Raw genomic sequence first — 4655 nt, 5'->3', positions numbered from 1 at the left:
GCGAGGGGGCTTTTTCTCTGGCTCTAGGTGTACAATAAAATCATTGATAAAATAACGTGCCTATGAGGGCTTCCGGGATGGGTTGGTGAGCGGGTTGTCTCTTGAGTCTGTTCTTCTCGAATACGGGGCTTCCGAGGTGTCGGCCATGGAAGTCTACTCGGACATCTTCCGGCTCGGCGATGGCTTCATCCAGACGGAGGGCGAGCCGGGCGGGCTGCACAAGGCCAACCCGATAATCCTCGGCTCGTTCGGCGGGCATTACGACAGCGACGGGAAGCTCGTCGGAGACAGGAGACGCCGCCGAATCCTGTTCGAGGACACGTTCGAGGAGACCCTTGCCGAGTTCCGCGATGCGAACTGGGCGATAACGAACGGTCTCACCTACTGGGGCAGGGCGAACACCGCCGACGCGCAGAGCAAGATGTGCGCCATGATTTTCGACCTCGACGGGCAGGATGACGGCACGCTCACGGCCTTCCTGTACAACTGCCGAAGCGACTACCCCGTCTATCCCGAGCCGAACTACATCATCCTGAGCGGCCACAACGTTCATCTGTACTACGTCCTCGAGGAACCCGCCGACCTATACCCGAACACCAAGAGCCTGCTGAAGGACATGAAGTACCACCTGACCGACAGGATGTGGAACAAGCATACGTCGAGGGAATGGGAGCACCCGCAGCATCAGGGCATCAACCAAGGGTTCCGCGTCATCGGCGGCAAGACGAAGGACGGCGGCACGGTCAGGGCGTTCGCGGTCAACACGCACCCCTTCTCGCTCGAAGAGCTGAACGACTTCCTTCCCCCGGAACAGCAGGTAGACTTGTCGAAGAAGTGGAGGGAGACGAGGTACACGCTCGAACAGGCCAAGGAGAGATTCCCCGAGTGGTACGAGAAGGTCATCGTCGGTGGCGGACGCGCCGACGGCTCGTGGGATGCCAAGGAAGACCTCTACAACTGGTGGCTGCGCAAGATACGCGCGGGTGCGACGTTCAGCCATAGGTACTTCTGCCTGATGGCTCTGGCGATATACGCCGTGAAGTGCGGCATCATCGACCGCGAACGCGTCAAGGCGGACATGGATTCGCTGGTGCCGTTCCTGGATTCGGTAGACACCGAGCACCCGTTCGGCAACGACCATGAGGTCGAGAACGCTCTCGAATGCCTCGACCTGCGGTACAAGAAGTTCCCCATCAAGGACTTGGAGAGGATATCGGGAATAGCGATCCCGAAAAACAAGCGGAACTACAGGAAGCAGCCACAGCACATGGAGTATCTAAACGGGCTGCGCAAGATGCGTCGCGACGTTCTCGGTGAGAACGAGTATGAAAACAGCGGTCGGCCAAAGGGAAGCGGTGAAAAGTGTGAGTTGATTCGCTCCTATGCCCGCGAGCATCCCGGTGCCAGCCATTCGGGCATATCCAAGGCGCTTGGCGTGTCGAGGTCTACCGTCATCAAGTGGCTAAGGGGCTGGAAGTGCGATACCGACGGCCTGCCGGATGGCGCATGGTACGAAAACGGGCACGTTCACGTCGATATGACGGAGCCGGAAATCAAGGCGGGTGAGTGATATGGCAACGAAGCCTTGGCGCTTCACCATCGAGTTCGATGAGGAGAAGGCAAAAAGGAATGGCTACAACGTAGATGACCTCTACGACTGCGTGGGAGCATACGCGGAGCAAATGGGTAACGTCCGCATCGGCCTTGGCACTTGGCAGGCAAAGAGCCGCGAGGTGCAGTTCGGGGCGCAGTGTCCTGTTTGCGCCACCCTTTCTAAACAGCCTTGGGTCATGCAGAACATTAAGTCTTGGCGTACCTATGAGGATATGAATGAACCGGAGGGTGAAGACTACCTACAGGTAATCCGGGATATCAGCCCGAAACGCATTTACGACTAGGGACTGGGAAGGGAAACACCAATGTGGTTGAATACGTGCCATACACTTTGCCATACACTTGCCAGACAGGAGCCAGCACCTTGGCCAAGGTAAAGAAGACCTTCCGAATCGAGGAAGACGCATACGATGAGCTGGTGGAACTCTCCGCCGGGTGGGGTGTGGCGCAGGGAGCCGCCGTCGAGCGTGCCATACGCCTTGCCAGACAGATGCCAGACACTTGCCAGACAGATGCCAGCACCTCAGACGGCGGCGATTCGGCGGCTGTCGCGGCGCTAATCGGGCAGCTCGCCAAGAAGGACGAGCAGATAGCCAAGCTCATGGAGACCGTGGCCGACAGCACCAAGGCCGTGCAGGGCGCTCAGGCGCTCCACCACGAGACCGCCCAGACGCTCGCGCTGGAATCGACCGAGCAGAAGCTGAGCCGCTGGCAAAGGCTCAGGAGGGCTTGGAAGGGCTAGCCATGAAGCTCTGACCCAAATTACAACAGGGTCGCCGGCAGGAAAGGGGAGCCTTCAAGGCTCCCCTTTCTGTTAGCTCCCCTGCTGCTTTACGCTATGGCCATGAGACCATCGGCGAGGATTCCGCGGGCATACGCACCCGTCGACTTGCCCTCGGCCTTCGCTTCCTTCTCAAGAGCCCGCTTCATCGCAACTGGAACCTTGAGGGACAGCGTCACCGTCTCGGGCGCTGCTTTCGGGAGTTTCCCCTCGACGATTTCGCCCACATTCACCCATCCGCTTGGCCACTCGTCGCGTTCGAGAGCGCTTTCCCAATCGGCAATCATCTCATCGGTAACGACCTTGCCGTTCTCGGCAACGATTCCGCTCATGTCTACCTCCATCCCAGCTCACGCTTGAACTTCTTCGTCGGCGGCACCATCGCGTGGAACACGCACCAAACGCCGTCGATATCCATGAATCCAATCAGCTCGGCAAACCTACCGTCGGGAAGCGAGCCGACCGAAATCCAGAGCGGCGGGTCATCCGTGCCGTTTCGCTGACGGCATCTAATCGGGTTCTCCCACGCATACGCAACTTCCTCGCTGGTAAGCCCGTGCTTGAGGGCGTTCCCGTGTACTCTGACCACTGCCGCTCTCCTTTCTTCCCCAATAAGTATACCAGATTAGTATACCTGATTAAAGCACCTGATTATCGAGCGGTCGCGCTGGGGCTTCGTGGCTGTCAAGCTCCCTTCTGGCACCCCTCATATCCCCGACTTCATCGAGCAGAGACCACTCGCCCATCTCCCTCGACAGCCCCTCCATCTCCACGACCTTCTCCCTGGCACCGTTGACGAGCACCTTCTCCGCTCGTCTGCCGTCACGTGCCGTCATGAAGTCGCGACCGGCCGCGAGCGCGGCCTTGCAAATCGGGTTCTCGGCGAACTCGGCGAGCTTGGCCTTGAAGCTACCGAGGAACCCCCTAACCGACAGGCACTCGGCTATCTGCGCCAGCTCGGCCTTGATGCGCTCGAACCTCGCGGCGAAGCCCTCGACCTGCGACCTGCACTCGGCGAGCTGCGCCCGGGTGGATGCAAGCTCCTCCCGTGCCGCTTCGAGCTGCTCGGCCTTCTCGTCCAGCTCGGACTGAACTCGGCGGCTCTCGGCCTTGTATTCGGCCACGGACTTGTGCCGCCTTGCCGGTTGACCCTCCAAGCGCTTCTCACCCCTAGAAAGGCCGTATAGCGCCCCTACGCGCCCATAGAACCTGTCCTGCATCGCACCGAGCGCCGCCTTGTCAGGGAAGAACCCCTTCCACGAGAGCTTGCCGTCCCTCAGCGGCACGAAGCCGAAGTGGGCGTGCGGGGTCTCCTCGTCCATATGCACCGTGAAGTGCACCAGATTCGACTCCCCGAACTCCTCGCGGCAGAACCCGAGCGCGTCCTCGAAGAAGTCCCTCACCTCCTCGGCACTCGCACCCTCGAAGAACTCCGGGCTTGCCGTCACGATGCCCTCGACGAGCCTCACGGCATCCTTGCGCACCTTGCGGGTTCCCTTGTAGCCCGCGTCAATCCTCGCCTGCACCTCGCCCTCGTAGTCGGCGTGCGGGCACAACTCTCGGTTCATCCGGGTTCGGGACTGGTCTATGTCCGGGTTCGTGTGCTTCCCCGGCTCGCGGTCGTTGTGGTACTGCATGGCGCCTATCTCGGCACCCTTGCACTTCTGGACTCGAAGGATTGCGTACTGCTTACCCATCGGCGGCGGCACCTCCCGGCTTTTGGAACAAAAGGGTAACGCACTCCCCTTTTCATTTTGAAAAGAGGTGCGCCGACAGTGTACCACTGTCGGTTCTCCGCGACTTAGGGTCGCTCCGCAGACCACATGAATGTGGTCTGCGGCAGGGCACGCGGCGGCGCGTGCTGGCTCGGAAAAGCCGTCAGGGTTCGGGGTTCGGGGTTCGGCACCCCCCCCTGCGCGGGGGTCGTAGAAAGACCCCCGCGCAAAACCATCCCCAAGCCATCCTCACTTGAGACTTGGGCAAGGAAAGGGTCGATGGAGCAGAGCGTCCATCGACCCTTAATCAAGTCTGGTCTATTCAGTTGCCCGTCGCGTCAATTCCGCAGCCGGTGAACGAGTCGGCTTAGATCTGCTAACGCAGACCACGCCGCCCCGTAGTCACCGCCCGCTACATTGACCCGCCTACTCACCGCCTAGGGATGGGCGCTTTTCTTCTGGCTCTAGGTGTAAAATTGCAGTATTGATAATATAACGTGCCTATGAGGGCTTCCGGGATGGGTCTCCGCGAGGGGGCTTTTTCT

The 4655-nt window shown here is 60.0% G+C and carries 6 protein-coding genes; 3 read left to right on the top strand and 3 right to left on the bottom strand.

Annotated features, from left to right (window positions below; translation table 11 throughout):
* The first annotated feature begins 145 nt into the window (after positions 1 to 145).
* From DW796_RS10170 to DW796_RS10160, 3 genes are all read left to right on the top strand, one after another.
* Complete coding sequence (locus DW796_RS10170) at positions 146 to 1570, top strand: helix-turn-helix domain-containing protein (RefSeq protein WP_118095238.1); 1425 nt, start codon at positions 146 to 148, stop codon at positions 1568 to 1570.
* A 1-nt stretch (position 1571) separates the two neighbouring features.
* Entirely contained in the window at positions 1572 to 1898 is a 327-nt protein-coding gene (locus DW796_RS10165; protein WP_118095236.1) for a hypothetical protein, read from the top strand.
* 80 nt (positions 1899 to 1978) lie between these two features.
* On the top strand, positions 1979 to 2356 hold the full coding sequence (locus DW796_RS10160) for a hypothetical protein (RefSeq protein ID WP_147351035.1): 378 nt from the start codon (positions 1979 to 1981) through the stop codon (positions 2354 to 2356).
* Between the two features lie 89 nt (positions 2357 to 2445).
* On the opposite strand, the gene DW796_RS10155 is transcribed toward DW796_RS10160, so the two are convergent.
* From DW796_RS10155 to mobV, 3 genes are read right to left on the bottom strand one after another with little or no spacing between them, the layout of a single operon-like run.
* A complete protein-coding gene (locus DW796_RS10155) occupies positions 2446 to 2727 on the bottom strand; it encodes a hypothetical protein (RefSeq protein WP_118095232.1) in 282 nt (93 codons plus the stop codon).
* 2 nt (positions 2728 to 2729) lie between these two features.
* The gene (locus DW796_RS10150) at positions 2730 to 2984 is read right to left on the bottom strand and encodes a hypothetical protein (protein WP_117843712.1); all 255 of its coding nucleotides are present in this window, start codon (positions 2982 to 2984) and stop codon (positions 2730 to 2732) included.
* Between the two features lie 49 nt (positions 2985 to 3033).
* A complete protein-coding gene (gene mobV, locus DW796_RS10145; RefSeq protein ID WP_118095230.1) occupies positions 3034 to 4092 on the bottom strand; it encodes a MobV family relaxase in 1059 nt (352 codons plus the stop codon).
* Between the last annotated feature and the right edge of the window lie 563 nt (positions 4093 to 4655).

The sequence above is a fragment of the Collinsella sp. AM31-2AC genome, assembly GCF_003469285.1.
Classification (GTDB): domain Bacteria; phylum Actinomycetota; class Coriobacteriia; order Coriobacteriales; family Coriobacteriaceae; genus Collinsella; species Collinsella aerofaciens_AT.
The sequence above is the reverse complement of the archived record's forward strand: the minus strand, read 5'-3'. Positions and strand labels throughout refer to the sequence as shown.